Raw genomic sequence first — 19801 nt, 5'->3', positions numbered from 1 at the left:
CGCGTTCTGTGAGAGGCTCAAGCCGTCAGTTCCCACCGGCATACCCTTCAGAATTCGTGAACTCACGGGAGGGTTCGGTGAGCCTCTCGACCGGGACGCTGGCGCTCTGGGTGACGGTCACGTGCCAGCCGGGGATAACGCTCATGGACTTGCCCGTGACGGTGATCGTGGCGGTGGTCGTGGTCCGTGATCCGGAGACGCTGGTGGAGGTCATCACGTCGGAGCCTCCGGCGTCGTGGAGGAAGGTGTTCGCCGTGGCCACACCGGCGTCGCGGGTGCCGGTCTCGCTGCCTGCCTCACGGGCGCCCTCCTGCGCGGCCGCGAGCGCTACCTGCTTCGCGTGGTAGTACAGGGCGCCTTGGAGGCCGAGGAACATCAGCAGGAACAGCGCGGGCATCAGGAAGACCATCTGGATGGTCACTGAGCCGCGCTCGTCCCGGCTGCGGCGGTGGAGGCTGGCGAACATGGCGGCCTACTTGATCTTGGCGGACTCGCTGGTCACGAAGAACTTGATGGCCGCGACGACGATGCCGACGATGACGATCACTGCGCCGGCCCACAGGACCTGCTCGATCGTGACGGAGCCGCGCTCGTCGCGCTGCCTGGTGACGCGGTCCTCGAGGGAGGCGAGCGTGGTCAGCGCCGCTATCTGGAGGGCGATGAAGAGCTTCAACATCGGGGTTCTTCCTTCCTGGTTGTTCGGTTTGCGGTCTGGGTGGACCCGGGTTCTTGGGGTCGGTGTTAGGTCGGTCAGGTGGTGAAGCGGAGCAGGGAGGGGGTGACGAGGATCGCCATGAAGACGATGCCGAGCAGGCTGGCTGGGATGTACATGCGCTCGGAGGTGGCGTTGGCCTTGCCGACCTCGGCGCTGAGCATCGCCGAGCGGAGTGCGGCGGCGCGGGCCCGGAGGTTGTTGTAGATCTGGGCTCCGTCCTGGCCGGACTGCTGCATGATGTCGGCGAGGTCATCGAGCTCGGGGACGGCGAGCTCGTCGGCGAGACCGTGCAGGGAGTCCCAGGGTGCGCGGGTCATGTAGCGGGCGCGGCGCAGCTCGCTCTCGATCCGCTTGAAGACCCACTTGTCGCCGACCTCGGCTGCCGAGCGCAGCGCCTGCTGGCCGCTGGATCCGTCGCGGACGCCGGTGGCCACCATGTCGATGTAGGCGCCCAGGGCGCGGCTGAACTCGATGCGGGCCTTCTTGGCGTCGTCGGCGGCGTTGTAGTTGGGCATGAACCAGAACAGGGCTGCCAGGGCCAGCGAGCCGAGCGTCGGGATGGCGAACGGCAGCGGAAGGCCGATGAGAGTGAAGAAGGCGGCCAGCAGCGGCGGCATGATCAGGCCGAGCAGTGCCCAGACGACCTTCTCGCCGTAGAACCGGGTCTCGCTGATCTGCAGAATGGCCAGGTCCTTGCGGGGCGTGTGCGCCGAGGCGCCGCCGGGCAGGTTCTTCATCGCCCACAAGCCGATCCGATCGACCGCCGAACTGGTGCCGGTGTCGGCGTCGGGGCCGGGAGTGTTGCGGCGGGGTACGACGTGGTCAGGTGAGAGACGGTCCAGCGCGTCGACTAGGTCGGGGTCGGAGGGCGCAAGGCGCCATACGAGCAGGGCGAGGGCCAGCCCGAGGAGGGTGCCGCTGGCGAGCGCGATCTGCAGGCCGGTCATGCGAGCGCTCCTTCCTTCTCGCCCGGCGCCGTGCGCTGGGCGGCGCGGTGCGCGTTGCGGGCCTGGAGGTCGAGGAACCGCGGGAGTGGCTTGGCGACGGCCATCCGGCGCATCCACAGCAGGGTGGCCACGTAGGCCGAGAGCAGGACGGCGAGGATGACCTGGCCCAGCGGGGACCCGTAGGGCTCGATGTAGTCGCCGGTGAAGGCGAGCATGCCGAGCACACCGAGGGTGATCACTGTGACGGTGCGGGCGGTGGTGCGGGGCTTGGCTTGGTCGGCGGCGATTTGGCGGCGGGCGCGCACGTCGGAGGCGACGGTCTCGGCGAGGGCGTCCAACGCCTTCGACAGTCCAGCCTGGCCGCGGCCACTGGCTGCCAGGATCAGCTGGCTGGCCACGACGTCGCCGGTAGAGTCGTTGAGGTCCTCGGCGAAGGCGCGCAGCACGTCCTCGGTATTGGCGGTGTTGTTCCACAACCGGGAGACCATCAGCCCGACCTCACGCTCGATCGGCGCCGGCGCGGACTGCAGGGACTTGATGAGCGCCGAGCGCAGGGACTGGCCGGCGGTCAGCTTGCCCGACAGCGACCGAGTCCACTCCTCGAGCGCCTCGAGCTTCTCGATGCTCGCGGCCGCCGGCGGGGGCGTCAGCAACAGCGGGATACCGACGATCCCGGCCGGGACGAGCACGATCGCGATCACCCAGCCGGTCACCAGCGCGACCAGGAGGCCGGCCACGGCTCCGCCGACCATCAGCATCCGGGTGCGCCGGTCGAGCCGGACGAACCAGTTCCCCAGCCGCCCGAACGGTGTGACGGTCCGGGCGGGCCGCGGCAGCTTGGGCGGCGCGGGGATCAGCGCGTAGACCATCCCGATCAGGCCGATGACGATGAGCGCGCCGAAGACAGCGGGCAGGAACGCGGTACTCATGACGTGGCCACCCCCGGGTTGGCCTGGGACTCGGCCTTGTACGCCTCGAGGTCGAACCCGTGCCGCGCCAGCTCCTGGGCGAGGAAGCTGTCGAGCTTCCCGGTGGCGACGGCCTGGCCGAGCTGGTTGGGCGCGAAGATCGGGGTGGTGGCGTATCCCCTGGCGGCGTCGATGCTCGGCTGGACGACCAGGACCTCCTCGACCCAGCGCTGCTTGCGGAAGGTGCCGTCGGGATTGGGGACGACCTCCGAGCGCAGGTACATCACGATGTCGATCGCGGCAGCAAGCTTGCTGATCGCCAGCTCACGGGTGACCTGCGGGCCCTTCTCCATGGCGCAGGAGACGAGCTTCTCGATGGTGTGCTCGGCGCTGCGTGCGTGGGTGGTGCTGATCGAGCCCGGGCCGGACTCCATGGCCTTGAGCATGTTCCAGACCTCGGGGCCGCGGACCTCGCCGACGATCTGGCGGGCGAGGTTGAACCGGAAGGAGTGGTGGATGGCCTCCTCGAGGCTGAACTCACCGGCCTGGCGGCCGTCGATGCCGACCTCGCCGGATCCGGGGCGGTGCTCCCATGCGTGAACAATCTTGTGGCGGTCGACGAGCTCATGCAGGTGCAGCTCGAACTCGGTCTCGAAGGTGCCGATCATCTCCCAGGGCGGGATACACGAGCACAGTGCTCGGACCCAGGTGGTCTTGCCGCTGCCTTGGACCCCGGAGACGACGATGCTCTTGCCGGCGCGCACGCAGGCTGCGACGAAGTCGGCCAGGACCGGACTGCACGCCTTGCGGCCGTAGACCATCTCGTCCATCGACACCTCGCGCAAACCGTGGCGACGGATCACGACCGAGGTGTAGGCCATCACCCAGGAGCCGGCCGCGAGCCGCGCTCCGCCGGGCAGCCGGAGGTCCATGTGCGGCCGCGCCTCGGTGAAGGGCCGGTTCTGCCGGGCGCCGAGGTCGGAGACGAACTCACGCAGCTCGTCCTCGGAGTCGGCGATCGGGGCGGCCTCGACCAGCCTGCCGTCGACCAGCTCCAGCCAGACCGAGCAGACCGGGCCGCGGGCGATGACGATGATGTTCTCGACGTCCTCGCGCTCGACCAGGGGCTGCAGGCGGCCGAGTCCGAACAGGGCGGCGTGGAGGGCGGACTTGAGGGCCTTCTCCTGGCCCTTCGTCCACGGCGGCCGGCCGGTGGAGACCAGCGTCTCGGCCTCGGACTTGATGAGCTCCTCGATGACGTCGAGGCCCATCTGCTCGCGGTCTTCTTCGGTGACCCGGCCACCTTCCTTGTCGAGCCGGGCGGTCAGTCGCGACGAGATCTCGGCGCGATACTGCGCGATCAGCTCCCAGTCCAACTGGACCTCGCCGTCCGCACCGTGGATGTGATGGTGCTCCTCCGGTGTGGGCGCCATCAGCGGGCGCAAGCTGAACTCCGAGCGGGCGCGGCCGGGCAGCTGGCCCTCGCCTTCGCTGGTCCAGGCGCCGGCGAAGATCGGCAGTGAGGTCGGGTCGTGGGCCTCGACGCCCGGCGGCGGAGGCGGCGGAGTGCCGTTGGTGCCGCGGCCGCGGGCGAAGGGCGAGGTTTGCTCGCGGTTCGCGGCGTGGCGGGCATCGAGCCACTCGTCGGCGCGCAGCGGGTGACGATCGTTGGTCTCCTGGTGGTGTCCGTTGGTGCTCATGCGTGGCCTCCGTTCGTGGAAGCGAGGGCGGCCTGGTTGGCGCCGAGGATGGACTGGATTGCGGCGGTGCTGCCCCGGTAGCCGCGCCGCAGCCCAGAGGACTCGAACTTGCGTGGCTTGCGGGCGCCGTGGGAGTAGACCTCGGCCACCTCGGGCTCCCAGTCCACGGAGGCGACCACGGGAATCTGGAGCGCCTTGGCGATGTGGCGTGCGGTGTACGGCCGGACTCGGGCGCCGGTGGGCACCGTAGGCCAACGTCGCTCCTCGTCGACGAGCAGGACCCCGAGGCGAGACAGGCCACCGACCGCGGCGAACTGTGCACGCAGGGTCTTGGCCCAGCTGGTGGCGCCGGCCAGCGCCGGCAGCGAGCTGCGGGTGACGAGCAGGGTCAGGTCGGATGCAGCGATGAGCGGCTGGGGCCAGCCGACGAGGCCGAGTCGGCCGGCGTCGACGATGACGTCCTGACCGTTGCGCTCGAGGGCGCGCAGCTGCTCGGTGAGCGGCTCCCACAAGGGCAGCAGGCTGGGGGCCTGCTCGTGGGCCCGGATGCCGGGCAGGAACCAGGCCGAGCGCTCGGCCGACGCCTCGGGGTCCAGCAGCAGCGTCTCGCGGGGCAGTGCGTCGGCCAGCGTCCCCTCGCGCAGGGAGAGGGCGAGGTTGATCAGCCCGCCGGTCGGCTCCTGGGTACCGTGGAAGTAGCCGGCGAAGACCGAGGAGGATCCGGTCGGGTCGGCGTCGACCAGGAGCACGGGTCGGTGCCAGTTGAGGGTGAGCCCGAGCGCCGAGGTGGAGACGCCGGGCGAACCGCTGGCGGAGGCCAGGACTATCAGCGCCATGCCTCAGCGCTCCCGGGCGTCCAGGACGAGTGCGACCCTTCCGGTAGCGGCCCGGGCAGCCAGGTCGGCGGCCTCGGCTTCGGGGACCGAGACGTCGACGACGGTCTCCCCCGTCTCCTCCGCCCGGCTAACACCAACGACGGTGGCCTCGATCGTGACCGGCTCCTTGTCGGTGATCTCGCCCTGGTCGCCGGGTGTGGTGACGATCCGGACGACGTCGCCGCCGTAGAGCGGCTCCGAGGGCATCTGCGCGGGAGTGAGACTGATGCCCACCAGGGACTCCCCCTCCCCCGGCACCAGGTTGTCGGTGACTGCCTGCGCGGTGAGCAGAGTGCCGGCCCACAGGTCGACGGCAGCGCGGCTGCCCTCGAGCTCCGCCTTCTGGCTGCCGGGGACCGGCGTCAACGCCGGGTCGACACTGACCCGCACGACGGCGAGGTCGCCGGCCTCGATGATCTCGCCGCGCTTGATGTCGCTGCTGACGACCAAGACCTCTCGGGTGTCATTAACAGACGTGTACGCGTAGCCGGTACCTAGCGCACCAGCAGCGACCAAGCCTGCGCAGAGTGCAAACACCCACCGCCTGGGGCGTTGTCTGAAGGGCCGGTAGTGGGTGACGTGGGGCGTGGCCGCGACATCGGAGGGTGCTTCGCCCGACCGGTCCTGAGTGATGTTCATCGACATGGATCCCGAGTCCTCTCGTGTCTCGATCACCTACGTGTCAAGCCGGGTTCGGAGCGATCATCGCCAACCCAACTCGACAAGACGACACTAGTGCATTTCTATCGAGCGAGTGGATATCCACAGGTGACCAACTCCGAGATGTCATCGCCCGGGCCCTGACTGGAAGCTGTTGCGCGGCCCAGTCCCCCCGATGGGACCGATCAATTTCGCGCACCGAATGTCCGGATCTATGGGACCACAAAATCATCCGGTTCTCCCGGGGAGAACCTGTTCCTTGTGGATAACCGTCAACCCGGGGCGTTTGCGCGTTGTCTGCCCGGAGCTAGATCTCCTCGCGCTGCAGGCGTTGACGTTGTGCCTCGTAGAAGGCGGCGACGACGACATCAATAGGGTGCCCCGAGGCACCGGCGAGTTTGTCGAGTTGCCTGGCCGCAGGGAGCCGAGCCCAGCGGCCTTGCTCCCATGCGTAGTAGGTAGGCACAGCAACATTCACGGCCGCCGCCAGCTTGGGGACTGTCAGTCCGGCCTGCAGACGCAGAGCCCTGAGGTCGGGGATCTCACCGTCAATGTGAATGAGACGAAGGGTCGGGATGTCCAGTGCCCTTGCGAGCTTGACCAGGAAATCCGGCCGGGGAACGGACGTGCCGAGCTCCCAGCGCGAGATGCGCTCCCCGCCAGCAGCACCGACGAGACGCGCCAGCTCGTGCTGGGTCAGGCCCGCCTTCTCGCGTGCTGCCCGCAACTCCGAGGGGTCGACTCCGGTAACCATCAGCGACGAACACTAGCGACAGGGAGAACGATCACAGTTCCGCGACCGCGCCGAGGTGCTCGAACTCCTGGGCACAGTCCAGCCGCCAGCCGCCCCGGAGGCTGCAGCCGCCCCGGTGGACTGCTTCACCCCCGAACGCCTCTTGCTGATCGCTCGGACGCTCCTCAATCACAAAGGTGACCCGCACCTGGATGGCAGAATCCCCGTGATGACTACACCAGACCGCTACTCCCCTGCGGCCGGCTGATCGGGTGGGCTGCACGATCCTGGCGCGACCGGCGCATCGACGACCTCCTGGCGGCCGTCTCCGACCTCGGCATGACGATGTCCCGGTCCGCTGCCGGCGAGTTGCTCGACGAACGGGTCAAGTTCGTCGCTGAGCAGATGCGTGTCACAGAGACCACCGCCCGCCGGTACCTCACCGACGATGCCCTCGCCGGCATGGCCAGGGAGATCGTCTTCGGCTTCGTCGACGAGACACCGGGTGCGGACCTGATGAGCGCACCGCGGACCGCCGCGGTTCCCGTGAGGTTCGCCGGCCGGGTCTTCGCGGGGTTGGGCGAGGTCGTCCGCATCCTCCTCGTCGAGCGCGACGATCTCGAGCACACCCGCGATCGGGTGGCTCAGATCGCGCACGCGCAGAGCTATCTCGGACTGCTGGTCCATGACCAGGTGGCCACCACAGGCTTCTACGACGAGCCGTCGGTCCAGATGCCCCCGGCGCTTCTCCTGCGCGTGGCGCGCATCCTGGAGACCGCCGCAGACCTGGTGGAGGATGGCCTGATCGGCTACCAGGGGGATCCGGAGCAGAGCGCTGGGCTCCCATCAGCCTTCCGCCGGGACGTTCGCCTGATGCGCACCATGGCCGGGCAGGAGTCGAGCACGTGACGGAGACCGCAGCTCGAGTCCTCGCCCTGTACGCCCCGGGTGCAGGAGATCCCGCCCGACCACCGCGGCGGCTACACCCTCGGCCGAGACGAGTTGACCGTCCAGGACTCCGACTACGACCAGGCGCTCGCGGCCGCCCGACGCCGCGTTCCTGACGGGTGGCGAATCATCGCCCTGCGAGTCGTGCGCAGCTAGCAGCGGATCCGACGCTGCCGTGCCCGCCGCCGGTGCACTACGCGTGCCGGCCCAGGCCGGTGAGCTGGCGAAAGTACCTCGCGCAGCTGATCGCTCCCAAGGTCCGGGATCACCTAGGTGACCAAGCAGAGGAGGACCCAGATGAGCACTTCACCCGCAGAGCAGCCGGGCCCCGGCTTCGTCACCTTCACCCAGCAGGGCGACCGCGCCCTCGATCGCCTCGCCGCCGACCTGGTCGACCACTGCGACGGCTCCGCCGGCAGCATCGCCGACATTCTCGAGCAGGTGCTGTCCGCCGACATCGCCGAGCTTGCCGACAAGCTCGGCGAATCCCTCGTCTGCGGCGAGGCCGGCCCAGCCCCCGAGAGTCCCGACCAGGCAGCCCGTAGACCCCTCGGCGCCGACCGGTCCACTGCCGGCGGCGCTCCTCCCCCGCCACGCCGGATCGGCCGTTGACACGCCGGTCCCACGCGCGAGAGCTCGCCCGCCGAGTGACCACCTAGACTGACCTAGAAAACCCCCTAAATCTAGGTGAGTCTAGGAAGGTGGCGCTGGTGGATCAGAGCCCGTACACGCCCGGTGCTGGGCACAACCCGCCCGTCCTGGCAGGACGCGACGGCCTTCTCCGTGACTGGCACTTGGTGCTCAACGACATTGTCGCTGGCGGCCGCGTCCGTGCCCAGGACATGATCCTTGCCGGCCCGCGCGGCGTGGGGAAGACCGTCACGGTGAGCGCGTTCGCGGACCTTGGCAAGGAGCAAGGCTTCGAGGTGGTCAACCTCCAGGCTGTGTCGGGCCACGCTGGTCTTGTAGAGGCGCTGCTCCAGCGCGCTCGCACCCGTATGGCGGAGGAGGCCGGCCCCTGGCAGCGCGCCCGCAAGGCCTTCGAGCGGATCGGTGGGGTCAACCTCAGCATCGCGGGCATCGGTGCCGGGATCTCTACCCACCAATCCGACGCCGCAGCACCGGGCCTGGACGCGGGAACGCTCGCTGACGCCCTGGCCACGCTGGCGGCCGAGGTCCGCAAGGACGCCCACAGCGGCGGCCTGCTGATCACCGTCGATGAACTCCAGGTCGCCTCTGGGCCCGACCTCGCCCTGCTCGCGGCGACGCTGCACCGACTCAACGTCGACCACCCCTCCGCACCGGTCCTCTTCGCCGGCACCGGACTGCCCTTCACCCCCGATGCACTCCGCAAGGCCGGCGTGACCCACCCAGACCGCCTCTTCGTGCTGGAGCCCATCCCGCTGACGCTCGAACCCGATGACGCCCGATACGCCGTGGTGGAGCCAGCACGCCGGGCCGGTGTCGCGTGGACTCCCGAGGCGGCTGCAGCCGTGGTCGAGGCCAGCAACGGCTACCCGGCCCACCTGCAGCTGTTCGCCCACGCCATCTGGACATCCGCGCCTGGGCCCGACCAGATCACCCTCGGCGACGTCGAAGCCGCACTCCCCCAGGTCGCCGACATGCTCGAACGCCGCACGCTTGGTCCCCGCTGGGACCGCATCAGCGATCGCCAGATGGAGTTCCTTGCCGCCCTCGCTCTGCACGGCGGGCGCGCCTCGACAGCGGCGATCGCCAAGACTCTCGGTCGCTCCCAGCAAGAGCTGTCCTGGCTCCGCGAGGAGCTCATCGAGGAGGGCGACGTCTACGCACCCAAACGCGGCCAGCTGGCGATGGCGGTTCCGCTCTTTAACCGCTTCGTTCTGAGCCACTACGAACGCACGCGGCCCGAGGCAGCGACCGAACTGCTGAGCCTGCAGAAGATGATCGCGAACGCCGGGCTGGATCCGTCAGCAGCCCACGCGGATCGGGACATGCTGCGCCGAAGCAAGCAGAACGAGACCCGCCAGGTGCCACCGCCCAGCGGCGAATCTGTGCGGCCGCGCTCCTGAGTGGCCGCGCGCACCGCTACCGAACGCGCGGACATACGTTCCGTTACACAACGCAGCCGTGTAACAGGCTGGGAGCGGGCCGGCACGGACCGCGACAGTCCGCGCGGCGCTAGAGCTGGCGGCGGGCCCGCCGCAGCATGAGGCCCTGTCACGTCGGGCAGCAGCGCGGCAAGGGACTGCGGCGGCGCGACGTCGGCCAGCTCGTCGAGCAACTCGGAGTCGTCTGCCGTCAGTGACTCCATCGTCGGGCGCAGTAGGCGTTCCACTCACTGGCCGCCGCGGCGAGCCGGCGATAGGCCTCAACATCCTGGGGGCGTTGAACCACGCGGCGGCGGACATCGCGACGCGCCGCGCGATCAGGGCCGCTTTGTCGTCCATGGCTCAGTCTCCCTCCCCACACACCTGGAGGGAGTCCCTTTCCCGTTGTTAACAGCCTCACCGCCAGCGGCGCGCGCCGGCCGGCGAGATCCGCGAGACTCAAGCCCAACCTCTCGGAGGGAAGGGCACCCGGTGGACGACAACGACCAGCTCGAAGCAGGCGGGCACGCGTCGGCGGCCCGCGAGCACGTCTACGGCTTCAACCGCGCCACGATGTGGGAGCAGGACCAGATCCCGGCTGAGACCTCCGCCCAGCTGGCGGAGTTCGCCGAGATCGCGGCCGCACTCCCCCAGGCATCATCGCAGCTTTCCAGCACGCTCGAGCAGGCTCTGGCTCACCAGGTGCTCAGCATGGATGCGATGACCGACGAGTCGGACCCGGCGATGGCGATCGGCGTCGCTCGCCTCCATCTAGAGGAGGCCCGCGGTCTCGCGGTCGACCTGCACAAGCACCTCAACGCCGCGCGCAACGCCACCGCGCACGTCATCAGCCAGGGCGCCGACGACGGCCAGGAGTCGATGCCCTGAGACCAGCCCTGACCCGGCCCCGCTGACGCATCAGCGAAGATTTCTTCGCGTCGGGTGATCGCCCCGACGGGTCGACCTTCCTTTGGTGACTGAGAGATGACCCCGGTCCACCAAGGAGCTGCCCGTGAGCACGCCCACCGATTCCCCGTCCGCGGCCGACCGTGACCCGGTCCAGGACGTCCGCGCACACCTCGAGCAGGCCCTGGCTGCGCTCGATCAACTCCGCGAGGTCCTGCCCCCTCCCACCGCTCCGCCCGCCCGAAACCGGAGGCGGTGAGTCGGCATGACCACCGACACCACAATGAGCGCCGCCGACGCCGTGTTCGAGGCCGAGCAGGCCGTGGGCAGGGCCCGATGGGTGGTGGAGGAGCTGAAGGAGACGATCGGCTCCGCGCTCCGCGTGCTCAACGACGCCGAACTCGACTCGGCCAAGGCCAAGCTGTCCGGGCGCGGTTCCTTCTACCTCGAGGCCGCCGGCGAGCACCTGGGACGGCTGCGCACGAGGTGCAACGAGATGCCTGACCTGACGCACGACCTGTTCGTACACCTCAATCGCGCGTCGCAGTCGGTCACCGACGCCCGTGCCCTCCTCGACCCGGCCGACACCTCCGATCCCGTCATCGCCAGCGAGGTCGCCCAACTCAAGCCGCACCTCGCGGTCGTCGGAGAGATGGTCACCCTGGCCAAGCCCGTCGCCCAGCTGGCTGCCCAGCACGTCGAGACGGCACACCAGGCCAGCCAGGACGTGACTGCCATGGGGCTGCTGGAGCCGGTCAGCCTGGAGCGGAGCATCGCGACCGCCGGCAAGGAGCTCGGCCGCGCCGACGAGGACGTGCGCCTGCTCGGCAACGTCGTCGACCACGCCGCGGCCAGCGCCCGTGAGTCGGCCGGGATCGCCAGCGAGATCACCGACAACGCTCGCCGGCGGATGTCCGAGCAGGCCCGTGACCCGATCCCGAGCCCCACCCTGCCGGGTCCCAGGACCCCGGGTCGGTAGAGCGAGCCATGGATCTCGACCCGGGCGGCCGCCAGCTGGCGGGCCTCATCCTCGACGCGGCTGGCCGAGGCGAACATGACCAGGTCGCCAGCCTGATTGCACCGCTCGATGCAGAGCGGCTGTGCTCGCTGGTGACGGTGCTGGCCGTCCAGGTCGACCAGAGCGCGCCGGCCTCCTCGGCAACCGGCCCGGCCGCGGTGTGCGAGCTGGCCATCAACGCCGCGGCGCCGATGTTCGGCACGACGCCGGAGGCGATTCTTAGCGCCGAACGCCGCCGACCAGTCAGCGATGCGCGGGCGGTGGCCATGACGGCCGCCCGCGAGACCGGCCTGTCCCTGCCGGCGATCGCCGAGCACTTCAACAAGGACCACGGCTCGGTGATCCATGCGGTCCGCCGCACCGCCGAGCGGCCCCGACTGGCCGACGCCGCGGCGCGGGTGAGCGAGCACGTCAACAGCCGCTACACCGCCCGTCTCCCCCGCACCGAGGAGAGCGTGGTCGACCTTCACCAGCGGCCTCTGGCCTCGACGTTCGAGCCCGATGGCCCGGTCGAGCACGCCGTGGTGGCGGCCGCGGATGCCTTCAACACCACACCGGAGGTCCTCCTGGGTGCCGACCGGAGCCGGGCGGCCGCCGATGCCCGGGCGGTGGCCATGACCGCCGCCCGGATCCACGGGCACAGCCTGCCCACGATCGCCCGGCACTTCGAGCGCGACCACACCACGGTGCTGCAGGCGACTCGGCGCATCGAGAAGACCCCGCCGCTGCGGGACCTGGCCGCCAAGATCGCCGCGGATCTCCCCGAGCAGCCGGCCAGCGCCAGCGCCGGCAGGCTGGAAGTCGACGAGCACGTGCCCGAGAGAGGCCCCCGCTCCCTCGGGTTGCGCGAGCAGCAGCGGGCGATCCCCGTTGCCGCCGAGCGGGCGCAGCTGAGGGTCGCCCGGTGAAGGCACTGATCGGGCTGGCCGCGGCCGCGATCCTCGGGCTCACCGCCGGCGGGATCAAGGCCGCCCTGCCCGAAGTCCAGACAGGACCCGAGCCCGCCGAGGGCAAGACCAGCCAGGTGCGCGCAGGCGCTCGCCCGCGAGGAGTCGTACGCCGCGGCCACCGACGATGCCCAAGGCGCTGAGCGCGGCCTGTGAGGCAACTGCTGAGAGCCAAGGGGCAGGTCAATGGACGAGCAGCTGACGCTGGCCGCGAAGACGCTGGCCCGGTGGTGCTACGCCCGCGGCATCGACGAACGCCTCCTCGGCTGCGGTGAGCAGCTGTGCAGAGTCGCCGTCGACCAGGCCCTCGGCCGCCCCGCCCCGGCGCACCTCGAGCAGGCACTGTGGCAACAGACCGCCACGCTGCTAGGCCAGCGCCGCGACTGGGACCGCGAACACCAGGTGAGCCCACCGACGCCGGCCGCCTGCCTGCCCTGCGCCGTGGCGGCCGACCAAGTGCCCCACCCACGCCGGCCGGCGCTGTCGTGCCTGCGGTGGCCAACTGCACCGCATCGTCGTCGACGAGGGCTTCGGCACCCATCCGTGCTGCGACCGTCCCGGTGAGAACGGATCCTTGGGCGTCCTCAAGCACACCGCGCAGCAGCTGGGAGCCACGCTGCTGGCGCAGTCGGCGTGATCGGGCCCGGGTCGCCAAGACGGATGCGCCGAGGGTGATCGCTCCCACCCCCGATCCGCACTTAGGAGACCAAGGAGGACTGGCGCAGCCTGTGCCGGTCCACGGGATCCATGGGAGTTCACATGAGTGACGCCGCTCGCGAGGAAGCCGCGCTCGAGGAAGAGGCTCGTCAGCGCGCCGAGGAGATCAGGGCCACCCAGGAGGCCGCCGCCCAGGCCGCGGCCGCCGACACCGGCCCCTCCCCCGACGCCGAGATCGCGCAGGTCCACCGGTCCGGGCGCCAGCACGACCACACCGACACGGCCGCCTACCAGCGGCCCCAGCTCGGCCGCCGCCGCGGCCCGCGGCGCTAGGGGGTCGCGATGGCAACCGCGCTCGCATCAACGGACGCCAGCCGCATCCCCGGCCGCACAACGGTCCGCTGGGTCGACTGCTCCCACAAGCTGGGTTCGCTGCCGTGCATGAACCACAAGCCGCACGAGGGCAACGGCCACGGCTGCGTGCACCACTCCACCTCCGGCTTCCAGGACGACGAGTAGCTCGCCGACCTGCAGCGCCAGAGAGCGTGCCTAGCCGTGGACCAGGTGCAGCCGCCGCCGCGCCGGCTGCTCGACGGCCGTCTCCAGGCGCTGCAGCCGCTCGAGCGTCATCGGATGGCCATGACGCCGGAGCAGGCCAGCCAGCACGGAGCCCAGCCCAAGGGAGACCACCAGCTGGTCGGCCGCGGCCTCCGCGCCGGCCTCGATCCGCCGGCTGGCTGCCGGCACCAGGTAGGTCAGGGCGATCACCGCGCCGCCCAAGATCCCCGGAGCGGCCCGGCCCTCAACGACCGACTGCACGATGCAGATCACCCCGACGACACCTCGCAGCGTCCACGCCAGCCGCATGAACGGAAGCCAGGCGAACGCCCGGGCCACGCCGCGGAACGACGCGCCCACCAGCCGCCACGGCGTCGTCGCCGCAAGCACAGCGAGCTCGAGCCGCGGCCGGATCGCACGCCGCCGGCCGACGGCATGAGCAATCGCGGCGGCCGCCTCCGCAGCGGTCACTCCTCCCCGGTAGGTGGCGTTGAACAGTCCGGGGCTGACCATGACAGCGCCATCCGCGATCGCCGCAGCCACCAGGGTGCCCGGACTCTGACGCCGGCGTACGAACAGGGTGCCGACGTCGACGCCGCGGACACCCAGCTCGGCGAGCACAGGCCCCATCACCTGGAGCTCAGCCGCAGTCGCAGGCCGCGACCGGGTCAGCGCCGCGGTCGCCGGCACCTCGAACTGGCCGAGCGCCAGTGCAACGAGCACGCCCGCTGCAGCCAGGAATGCGATCAGGCCGAGCGCCGGCGGGAGCAGGGCGCACACCACCACGGTGAGGACGAAGCTCACCAGCAGCGCCGGCGCCAGCGTCACCACTCTCAGCACGGTCATCGGGAACCTCATCATCACGACCCTCCTCCATCTGTCAGCACTAGTGCGAATCTCTTGACTTTATCCGCGATGCTCGTCCGGCGACCGCCATACGACATAGGCGAACGAGACCAGTTTGTGCCCAGCCGCCGACACGACCCCGAGTTATCCACAGCCCGCCGCGCAGCGGAGCGAGGACCGACCCGGACGTGGGTTCATGGGCCAGACCGACCTCCGACCGAAAGGAACCCCCGTGGACACCCTCAACGCTGACGGCACTTGGGACCGCCTCGGCTCGATCGCCCTCCTGCTGCACCAAGCCGCCACCCAGGTATGGAGCGACGCCGACCGGGCGGCCGCCGACTCGCCGCTGCACGACCTCGGCCTCGGTGTCTACCTCGCGCACTCCCAGGCCAGCGCCCTGCTGCCCGAGGACTACGAGCTGCCCGACGTCGAGGTGGACGAGCTCGAGGAGCCCACCCCGCTGCAGCTGCTCACCGAGGCCGAGGAGCTGACCCGGCCCCTGCCGCTGCACCGACCCGACCTGCACGGCTCCCAGCTGGTCGTCGACCTGTGCGACCTCATCCGGGAAGCCCGCGGCCTTGGCTACTGACCTGCGGCTGGCGTACGCCGACATCGACCAGGAGCTCTTCGACGTCGACCAGATCCCGATTACCGCGCGCGACGTGCGCAGCGTCGGCGAGATGCTCTTCGACGTCGACTACCTGGCGCGCCAGCTCCTCATGGACGTCGACGGAGACGCCGCCGGTACCCTGCTGCGCAGCTGGCCGACGATGGTCGCGGCCGCCGAGGACCTGTGGGCATCCCTGCCCGGTCGCCGCCCCGGCGTCGACGAGCGCGACCGGCCCATCACCACCCTCTCCGCCCAAGCCGCCACCATCGAGACCAGCCTCTCCGGCCGCACCGCCTGGCCAGGGCAAGGCCCAACCAGCCACCGCATCGACCAGATGACCCAGACCTTCCTCAACGCCGCCGCCCTGGTCCGCCGCTACGGCGCCGAGATCCCCCACGAGCAGCCCGACGCCCACCGCGACCTCGAGGCAGCACGCACCCGGATCATGCACGGGCTCTACCTCACCGCCCACGCCGTCAACGTCGCGCTCCAGCAGCACGGCCGCGACCGCGTCAACGACGCCCGCAGCGCCGGGCACCGGATCCACCTGGCGCAGCACCACTCCCCCTACGCGATCGCCCCCACCGGTGCCTGGATCGACCGGATCTCCGCAAGCGAGAACACCGCCCGCAGCTACCTGAGCGACCGGTTCGCCCAAGCCCTCGCCGGCGAGGCGATGCGCCCCGTCGACGACCCCGGCCGGCTCGCGCAAGCGCTGGCCAACTGGGACATCCAGACCCACCGCGCGCTGGCCCGGGAACTCGAAACGTCCAACATCCTGCTGATCACCCGCACCCAGGGCCTGATCGCCGGCGCCAGCATGGTCCTCGTCGACGCCGCCGCGACTGCCGGCGCGCTCGAGCGTTCCGACCGCCTGATCCCCGCCATCGCCGAGACAGGACGCTCCTGGAGCAACCTGGCCAGCCGCTGGGGCGACCTCGCTCCCCCAGGAGCCCGCCTCGAGGAGCCACTGGCACGCGCGGCCGCGGAGGTCCGCGCCGCGTACCGCCAGATCACCCACGACAAGACCACCTTGGCCAGCCCGGAGGTCATCGCCAGCCGCCCAGGACTGCCCCAGGCAATGCACGCCTCGCTGCGCGCGATCGAGGCCGGCTCCGAGCTCGCAGTCGTCGTCGCCGAGAAGGCCGACGCACCCGACCTCACCGGCCCGGCCCGAGCCCTGTCGCGCCGAGCTCACAACGACGTCGAGGCCGGCCTGGCTACCCCGCCTGCCGAGGGCGACGTCGTCTGGGTCTCCCCCGCCGACATCCTCGCCAAGCGCCTCGTGCCACTCCCCCCGCCCGTCGCGGAGACCCTGCGCGCGGCCAGCGACGCCACGATCGACGCCACAAGCTCGGCCTCCGCGGTGGTTACGGTGCACATGCCGAGCAATGAACGAGTCCCGGCGAGGGTGAACACGCACCAAAGCCCTACCGGGCGAAATGAAGTGGCACCACTCACCGCCGGTATCCCAGCCAAGAGCCGTGGCCGGTGACGACGCTTCGCGCCCATACAAGTCCGGTAGCACCGCAACTGAACCGCGCCTGCCACGAACTGTCGGAGGTGACTCGTACCCTCAAAGAGCCGGGCTCTCCAGGTTCCTCGGCAGAAGCGAGGTACCGGTGGGAGGCGGTAAGCAGGTCAAGTCGCAGCACGCACATCAGCGACGCTGGGATTGCCCTGATTCACCAGCGGGTCAGCGCCATGGATCACGTCTGGCATGAGCGCACAGTCGACGCCGGGATCGATGGCACGATCGAGTTGCGCGACCCCGCGACGGGCGAAGTTAGCAACTGCCACCTCCAGGTGCAAAGCAAGGCCCGCGACAACGACTTCCGCCGCCTCGGACAGCTGGTCCTCGACGGACTCCACCTCCCAGATGAGACCGTCGGGTTCCCGTGAGGTGCCGTACGCAGGGCAGCGCGGGTCGTCGCTTGTGCCAACATATGTAATCCGGTGCGTTGTGCGCTTGTTGACGTAGCCTTTTCCATCTCAAGTATGTCCCATCTCGGGCATACCGCCGACCACCGGTCAAGTCACGGAGTTCACCTTGGTTCCACGGTCTGAGGTTCGACACGACCTGTTCGGCGATCCCACACGAGAGGCAGTGGGAGACGTTGACGGGGCGCACTCAACCGACGCTTGGTCGCGTACGCTGGAGGTCCTCTCGCGAGCAGCAGACCATCCCCTGATGCGTGCATTCGACCTCGATGCCATTTTCACTTTTGACCGCAGCCTGCGCTACCTGTCAGTCAACGGCAGCGGCCTCGCCGCGCTGGGCCTCTCCCGAGAGGCCCTGGAGGGCAAGACCCTCTTTGATGTCTTCCCTGCAGAGACGGTCACCATGGCCGAGCCTTGGTTCCGAGACGCGCTCGCAGGTCGCTCGAACACCATCGACGTGCCCTTTGCGGGCCGAATCTTCTCTCAGCACCTGACTCCCATTCGAGACGAGTCCGGCCAGGTCGTAGCAGCAATGGGAGTCGTAGAGGACGTCACCGAGGCACGGGCAACGGCGCAAGCGCGCCGGGAATCCGAGGAACGTTTCCGGCTCAGTTTCGACCACGCCCCCATCGGCAAGGCGCTGGTCGAACTCGATGGGCGCCTGCGGCAAGTCAACAAAGCGTTCGCGAACCTTACGCGGTACTCCGAGCAGGAACTGCTGGCACGGTCGTTCCAGGACATCACCCACCCCGACGACTTCGACACACACGTGGATTACAGCAGTCGGCTGCTTGCCGGGGAGATCGACGCGTACGACCTGGAGAAGCGCTACATCACCGGGTCGGGTTCCACCGTTTGGGCGCAGCTGTCGGTCACATTGGTACGGGATCCTGACGGCGCGCCGCAGTACTTCATCGCTCAGATCCAGGACATCACAGATCGCAAGGTACGCGAGGCATCTCTTCGGGACATGGTTGCCATGCTGTCGCACGACCTGCGCGCTCCCATGTCGGTTGTCACGGGGTACGTCGAAATGCTTCTCGACTCCTGGGATTCACTGCGCGCCGACGAGCGCCGCAGCTTCCTGCAGAAGACGAAGGCAGCGGCGCATTCAGTGCAAGCGCTGCTCGAAAACACGTTGACGGTCTCGGAACTGGACGACAGCGGTCTCGTCGTTTATCCCGCGCCGGTGAGCGTGAGCGAGGTGGCTGGCGAAGTCCTAGACAATCTCGGTTTGACGTCGTCTATCACCCTTCGCGCAACGGGAGACACCACGGCGCTTGTTGACCGCGGACACCTGACGCAGATCGTTACGAATTTGGTGACCAATGCTCTGAAGTACGGCGCAGAACCAGTCGTCGTGAACATCCGCACGGACACCGATTCGGTTGCCGTCGAGGTGGCGGACGCGGGTCCAGGGGTGCCGCCGGAGTTCGAGCCACATCTGTTTGACCGCTTCACCCGATCTGAGGCGTCTCGATCGGGCCGGGAGCGGGGCAGCGGGCTCGGCCTTTACATCGTCCGGCGTCTTCTTCTGCTCAATGGCGGTGACGTCCGGTACACACCCCAGCCAGACGGGGGTGCGATGTTCGCCTTTCATCTCCCCCGGGCCGCACCACGCGCTCCCACGTCACGGCGCGGACAGTCTGTCCAGTGAAACAACTGACTGTGGATTGGGCGCGACTCATGGCTCGCGATCTTCGGGCGTGGTGGGGGTCGCAAGGCCGTTGAGGATCAATGCGCAGATCGCCGCTGCGAATCGTGCCGCATCCGCAGACGGATCCTCTGAGGGACCTTCGACTGCGGCGCTGAGGCCGGCGACGGTGATGGCACCGAAGACGCCCATGGCGACCGCACTCGGGTCGGCGACCCGGCGCAGTGACCCGTCGGCCAGCAGTTGCTCGATCGGCTCGTAGAACGCACTGCGCAATGCATCGGCGAGGTCGGGCAGCCGGGTGGCTCGCCCCAGGTCGCCCACCAGGGCCCGGCACAGGAACGGGTGCTCGACCATGACGGCCAGTTGCGCGGCAACGGCGGCCTCGAGGCGGCTCCGCGCGTCCTCCTGAGTTGAGACGGCGACACCGACCTCCCCTGCGATGAGGTCGAGCAGGTCACCCAGCAGGAATGCCAGCACCCCGTTCTTCCCGTCCAGGTGGTAGTAGATGGTGGCTTTGGGGATACCCGTGACCTCGGCGATGTCGTCGATCTTGGTGCCGTCCAGCCCCCGTTCCGCGATGAGCTCGGCCGCGCCGTACAGCTGGGTGGCCAGCTTTGCCGGAAGTTTCCTCATGACTCACCTCTGTTCTCTACCCGCCACGCCCGTGCAGGCTTTCGGGGTTGAATCGCCTCGGGTCTGATGGAGGCTCTCAATCCATGGAGGATGAGAGTCATGGCAGCACCCAGGAAGTACCCCGACGAGCTGCGTGAGCGGGCCACCCGGATGGCGGTGGAGCTCCGCCAGGACCCGGCGACAAAGCAGGGCGCGATCGCCCCGTGTCGCCGACCAGCTCGGCATGCACCCTGAGACCCTGCGCAACTGGGTCCGACAGGCCGAGATTGACGGTGGCGTCCGGCCCGGCACCACAACCAGTGATGCGCAGCGGCTGGCCGACCTCGAGCGCGAAGTCCGCGAGCTGCGGCGGGCGAACCACATCTTGAAGACCTCGGCGGCTTTCTTCGCGGCGGAGCTGTGCGCCACGAGGCGCTGTGTGTGTCGAGGGGTGGTGAGAGACCACCCTCGTTGGGTCGTCGCAGCGGCCT

At 69.4% G+C, this 19801-nt stretch carries 26 protein-coding genes; 15 read left to right on the top strand and 11 right to left on the bottom strand.

What is annotated here, in order from left to right; translation table 11 throughout:
• Window positions 1–25: 25 nt before the first annotated feature.
• The 8 genes from ABKW28_RS20075 to ABKW28_RS20040 form a co-directional block, all read right to left on the bottom strand.
• Window positions 26–466 carry a TadE family protein gene (locus tag ABKW28_RS20075; RefSeq protein WP_348612723.1) on the bottom strand — a complete coding sequence of 147 codons (441 nt, stop codon included), beginning with the start codon at window positions 464–466 and terminating at the stop codon, window positions 26–28.
• Between the two features lie 6 nt (window positions 467–472).
• Window positions 473–676 carry a hypothetical protein gene (locus ABKW28_RS20070; RefSeq protein WP_056680591.1) on the bottom strand — a complete coding sequence of 68 codons (204 nt, stop codon included), beginning with the start codon at window positions 674–676 and terminating at the stop codon, window positions 473–475.
• Window positions 677–750: 74 nt separating this feature from the next.
• The gene (locus tag ABKW28_RS20065; protein WP_056680588.1) at window positions 751–1662 is read right to left on the bottom strand and encodes a type II secretion system F family protein; all 912 of its coding nucleotides are present in this window, start codon (window positions 1660–1662) and stop codon (window positions 751–753) included.
• Window positions 1659–2591 carry a type II secretion system F family protein gene (locus ABKW28_RS20060; protein ID WP_056680585.1) on the bottom strand — a complete coding sequence of 311 codons (933 nt, stop codon included), beginning with the start codon at window positions 2589–2591 and terminating at the stop codon, window positions 1659–1661. The genes ABKW28_RS20065 and ABKW28_RS20060 overlap by 4 nt, the downstream gene beginning before the upstream one ends.
• Window positions 2588–4270, bottom strand: a complete 1683-nt coding sequence (locus ABKW28_RS20055) for a CpaF/VirB11 family protein (protein WP_056680581.1) — start codon at window positions 4268–4270, stop codon at window positions 2588–2590. Before ABKW28_RS20055 ends, ABKW28_RS20060 begins: the two co-directional genes overlap by 4 nt.
• Complete coding sequence (locus ABKW28_RS20050) at window positions 4267–5106, bottom strand: hypothetical protein (RefSeq protein WP_056680578.1); 840 nt, start codon at window positions 5104–5106, stop codon at window positions 4267–4269. Before ABKW28_RS20050 ends, ABKW28_RS20055 begins: the two co-directional genes overlap by 4 nt.
• A gap of 3 nt (window positions 5107–5109) precedes the next feature.
• The gene (locus ABKW28_RS20045) at window positions 5110–5790 is read right to left on the bottom strand and encodes an SAF domain-containing protein (protein ID WP_246416626.1); all 681 of its coding nucleotides are present in this window, start codon (window positions 5788–5790) and stop codon (window positions 5110–5112) included.
• A gap of 322 nt (window positions 5791–6112) precedes the next feature.
• Window positions 6113–6559 carry a helix-turn-helix transcriptional regulator gene (locus ABKW28_RS20040; protein ID WP_056680576.1) on the bottom strand — a complete coding sequence of 149 codons (447 nt, stop codon included), beginning with the start codon at window positions 6557–6559 and terminating at the stop codon, window positions 6113–6115.
• Window positions 6560–6877: 318 nt separating this feature from the next.
• Here ABKW28_RS20040 and ABKW28_RS20035 point away from each other — a divergent pair, with 318 nt between their 5' ends.
• From ABKW28_RS20035 to ABKW28_RS19985, 11 genes are all read left to right on the top strand, one after another.
• Complete coding sequence (locus ABKW28_RS20035; protein ID WP_056680573.1) at window positions 6878–7447, top strand: hypothetical protein; 570 nt, start codon at window positions 6878–6880, stop codon at window positions 7445–7447.
• Between the two features lie 39 nt (window positions 7448–7486).
• Window positions 7487–7642 (top strand): hypothetical protein, encoded by a 156-nt coding sequence (locus ABKW28_RS20030; protein WP_200951126.1) that lies wholly within the window; start codon window positions 7487–7489, stop codon window positions 7640–7642.
• A 141-nt stretch (window positions 7643–7783) separates the two neighbouring features.
• Window positions 7784–8098 carry a hypothetical protein gene (locus ABKW28_RS20025; RefSeq protein ID WP_056680570.1) on the top strand — a complete coding sequence of 105 codons (315 nt, stop codon included), beginning with the start codon at window positions 7784–7786 and terminating at the stop codon, window positions 8096–8098.
• A gap of 89 nt (window positions 8099–8187) precedes the next feature.
• Window positions 8188–9537, top strand: a complete 1350-nt coding sequence (locus tag ABKW28_RS20020) for an ATP-binding protein (protein WP_056680567.1) — start codon at window positions 8188–8190, stop codon at window positions 9535–9537.
• 510 nt (window positions 9538–10047) lie between these two features.
• Window positions 10048–10443, top strand: coding sequence for a hypothetical protein (locus tag ABKW28_RS20015; protein WP_056680564.1), 396 nt, complete (start codon window positions 10048–10050; stop codon window positions 10441–10443).
• Between the two features lie 283 nt (window positions 10444–10726).
• Complete coding sequence (locus tag ABKW28_RS20010; RefSeq protein ID WP_056680562.1) at window positions 10727–11440, top strand: hypothetical protein; 714 nt, start codon at window positions 10727–10729, stop codon at window positions 11438–11440.
• Between the two features lie 8 nt (window positions 11441–11448).
• Window positions 11449–12387 carry a helix-turn-helix domain-containing protein gene (locus tag ABKW28_RS20005; protein ID WP_056680558.1) on the top strand — a complete coding sequence of 313 codons (939 nt, stop codon included), beginning with the start codon at window positions 11449–11451 and terminating at the stop codon, window positions 12385–12387.
• Window positions 12384–12569 (top strand): hypothetical protein, encoded by a 186-nt coding sequence (locus tag ABKW28_RS20000; RefSeq protein WP_056680556.1) that lies wholly within the window; start codon window positions 12384–12386, stop codon window positions 12567–12569. Before ABKW28_RS20005 ends, ABKW28_RS20000 begins: the two co-directional genes overlap by 4 nt.
• Before the next feature lie 43 nt (window positions 12570–12612).
• Window positions 12613–12990: a hypothetical protein gene (locus tag ABKW28_RS19995; RefSeq protein ID WP_056680553.1), complete on the top strand. Its 378-nt coding sequence runs from the start codon at window positions 12613–12615 to the stop codon at window positions 12988–12990.
• A 195-nt stretch (window positions 12991–13185) separates the two neighbouring features.
• A complete protein-coding gene (locus tag ABKW28_RS19990) occupies window positions 13186–13416 on the top strand; it encodes a hypothetical protein (RefSeq protein WP_056680550.1) in 231 nt (76 codons plus the stop codon).
• A 9-nt stretch (window positions 13417–13425) separates the two neighbouring features.
• Window positions 13426–13602, top strand: a complete 177-nt coding sequence (locus ABKW28_RS19985) for a hypothetical protein (RefSeq protein ID WP_156393574.1) — start codon at window positions 13426–13428, stop codon at window positions 13600–13602.
• A gap of 30 nt (window positions 13603–13632) precedes the next feature.
• Here the strand turns inward: ABKW28_RS19985 and ABKW28_RS19980 are convergent, their stop codons facing one another.
• Window positions 13633–14499: a hypothetical protein gene (locus ABKW28_RS19980; RefSeq protein WP_348612721.1), complete on the bottom strand. Its 867-nt coding sequence runs from the start codon at window positions 14497–14499 to the stop codon at window positions 13633–13635.
• A 220-nt stretch (window positions 14500–14719) separates the two neighbouring features.
• Here ABKW28_RS19980 and ABKW28_RS19975 point away from each other — a divergent pair, with 220 nt between their 5' ends.
• Window positions 14720–15079 carry a hypothetical protein gene (locus tag ABKW28_RS19975; RefSeq protein ID WP_056680544.1) on the top strand — a complete coding sequence of 120 codons (360 nt, stop codon included), beginning with the start codon at window positions 14720–14722 and terminating at the stop codon, window positions 15077–15079.
• Window positions 15069–16595 (top strand): hypothetical protein, encoded by a 1527-nt coding sequence (locus ABKW28_RS19970; RefSeq protein ID WP_056680541.1) that lies wholly within the window; start codon window positions 15069–15071, stop codon window positions 16593–16595. Before ABKW28_RS19975 ends, ABKW28_RS19970 begins: the two co-directional genes overlap by 11 nt.
• Window positions 16596–16741: 146 nt before the next feature.
• Here the strand turns inward: ABKW28_RS19970 and ABKW28_RS19965 are convergent, their stop codons facing one another.
• The gene (locus tag ABKW28_RS19965) at window positions 16742–16972 is read right to left on the bottom strand and encodes a hypothetical protein (protein ID WP_235532551.1); all 231 of its coding nucleotides are present in this window, start codon (window positions 16970–16972) and stop codon (window positions 16742–16744) included.
• A 319-nt stretch (window positions 16973–17291) separates the two neighbouring features.
• Here ABKW28_RS19965 and ABKW28_RS19960 point away from each other — a divergent pair, with 319 nt between their 5' ends.
• Entirely contained in the window at window positions 17292–18698 is a 1407-nt protein-coding gene (locus ABKW28_RS19960) for a PAS domain-containing sensor histidine kinase (protein ID WP_056680535.1), read from the top strand.
• A 27-nt stretch (window positions 18699–18725) separates the two neighbouring features.
• Here ABKW28_RS19960 and ABKW28_RS19955 read toward each other — a convergent pair whose 3' ends face one another.
• Window positions 18726–19331, bottom strand: a complete 606-nt coding sequence (locus ABKW28_RS19955; protein ID WP_056680532.1) for a TetR/AcrR family transcriptional regulator — start codon at window positions 19329–19331, stop codon at window positions 18726–18728.
• A gap of 223 nt (window positions 19332–19554) precedes the next feature.
• On the opposite strand from ABKW28_RS19955, the gene ABKW28_RS19950 reads away from it, so the two are divergent.
• Window positions 19555–19801: transposase (locus tag ABKW28_RS19950; protein WP_348612716.1), on the top strand; the 247-nt coding region annotated here is incomplete at its 3' end.

This window comes from Nocardioides sp. 31GB23 (assembly GCF_040012395.1).
In the GTDB taxonomy this organism is placed as follows: Bacteria; Actinomycetota; Actinomycetes; order Propionibacteriales; family Nocardioidaceae; genus Nocardioides; species Nocardioides salarius.
Note: the sequence above shows the minus strand (reverse complement) of the source record. Positions and strands in the feature narration are given on the sequence as shown.